Origin of the sequence: Allobosea sp. RCC_152_1, from assembly GCF_041360765.1 — a bacterium.
Classification (GTDB): domain Bacteria; phylum Pseudomonadota; class Alphaproteobacteria; order Rhizobiales; family Beijerinckiaceae; genus Allobosea; species Allobosea spartocytisi.
Genome location: NZ_JBFUPU010000020.1, coordinates 1 through 1,924 on the forward strand (window position 1 = coordinate 1; position 1,924 = coordinate 1,924).

The 1,924-nt window shown below is 64.9% G+C and carries 2 protein-coding genes; both read right to left on the minus strand.

Annotated features, from left to right (window positions below):
- Positions 1-8: 8 nt before the first annotated feature.
- Entirely contained in the window at positions 9-860 is an 852-nt protein-coding gene (locus AB6806_RS28920) for an alpha/beta fold hydrolase (protein ID WP_370956365.1), read from the minus strand.
- A 28-nt stretch (positions 861-888) separates the two neighbouring features.
- On the minus strand, positions 889-1,890 hold the full coding sequence (locus tag AB6806_RS28925) for an NADP-dependent oxidoreductase (protein ID WP_370956366.1): 1,002 nt from the start codon (positions 1,888-1,890) through the stop codon (positions 889-891).
- Between the last annotated feature and the right edge of the window lie 34 nt (positions 1,891-1,924).

Sequence of the window (1,924 nt, forward strand, 5' to 3'; positions counted from 1 at the left end):
GCTGGCGTTCAGGCGGCCAGGAAGGCCTTGGCCTTCCTCAGGAAGGCGTCGTGATGCTGGAAGATGCCGCCATGCCCGGCGTCGGCGAAAAGGACGAGTTCGGCATCGGAAATACGGCGTGCCAGATCGACCGAATTCTCGCTCGGCACCATGATGTCATGGTCGCCGTTCGCGACGAGGACGGGCTTGGCGATGGTGTCCAAAGGTTGCGGCGACCGGAGGCCCCAGGCCTTGATCGCCTTCAGCTGGCGCAGGAAGGCCGTCAGCGAGACCGCCTTGTCACGATCCCCCGTCCGCTCCTTCAATCGCGCGAGAAACTCGAAGGCCGCTCGCTTGCCTGCCGCGCTCGACGTGAAGAAGAGATAGAACTTGGGATCACGAAAGGTCAGCAGCCCTTTGATGATGAGTGGCCACGACACCGGACCGACCCGCTCGATCCCGGTCCCGCCCGCAGGCCCCGTGCCGGCGAGGATGGCGCGGCGGATGAGATCGGGGGCGTCAAACAGGATCTGCTGCGCGACGAAGCCGCCGAGGGAGAAGCCGATCAGGTCGACCGATTTCAAGCCAAGCGCGCGGATCGTGGCGATCATGTCGTTGGCCATTTCTGCGACTGTGAGCGGCGCCCTGCCGCCCGAACTGCCGATGCCGCGATAGTCGAGCGCATAGACCGGTCGATCGGCAGCCAGGCCCTCGACGATGCGGGGATCGAAATTGTCGAGGTTCGCGCCCCAGTGATTGAGCAGCACCACCGGCACGCCTGCATCAGGCCCGAGGCGGCGATAAGCGAAGCGCGTGCCGGCAGCCTCGACATGGCGGGTGGGTGCCGCCTTCCAGTCTGCGCTGCGGATATGGGTGGCCATGGCGAAATCCTTGTTTCCGAAAATCGCGTCACTTGAGCGTGACGACGACCTTTCCCTTGGCGCGACCAGTGTCGATGTAGGCGAGTGCGTCGTTCACCTGCGCGAAGGGGAAGGCACGATCGACCACCGGGCGGATCGTGCCGTCTTCGATCAGCCTGGTGATCCGCTCAAGCTGCCCTCCGTCGGCGTGCATGAAGAGAAAGGAATACTCGACGCCCGCGCGCTTCGCGTTGCGCCGGATGCCCGCGCTGAGCAGGCGCAGCACGAGCCGAAGCACCACGTTCAAGCCCTGGCTGCGTGCGAAAGCGGGATCGGGAGCGCCGGAGATCGAGATGAGCTTGCCGCCGGGCTTCAGCACCTTCAGCGATTTTTCCAGCGTCGTGGCATCGAGCGTGTGGAGCACGAGGTCGTAGCCCGACAGCTCTTCCTCGAAGTTCTGGCTGCGATAGTCGATGACGACATCCGCCCCGAGCTCCTTCACCATCACGGCATTGGCGGCGCTCGCCGTCGTCGCGACGGTGGCGCCGAGATGCTTGGCAAGCTGGATGGCGAAGGTGCCGACACCGCCCGACCCGGCATGGATCAGCACCTTCTGTCCTGGTTTGATCTGCGCGCGCTCGACCAGCACCTGCCAGGCGGTCAGCCCGATCAGCGGGATCGATGCGGCCTCGGCCATCGAGATATTGCCCGGCTTGAGCGCCAGATCGCTCTCGTTGACGACGATCCGTTCGGCAAAGGCGCCGATCCGCCCATCACGGGGGCGGGCATAGACGGCGTCGCCGACTTTGAAGCGCCGCACGTTTGCTCCGACGCTGATCACGGTGCCCGCCAGATCGTGCCCAAGCACGAGCGGCGTCTTGTAGGGCAGGACCAGCTTGAATGCGCCGTCCCGGATCTTGGAATCGATCGGGTTGAGCCCTGCCGCGGCAACCTCGACCAGCACGTCGTCGGGACCTGGCACGGGGTCGGGCATGTCGCCCAGACGCAGCGCCTGTTTCTTGCCGTAGCGGTCGAGGATGAAGGCCTTCATGATGCTGTTCCTCCAGATCAGGCGTCAGCCATGA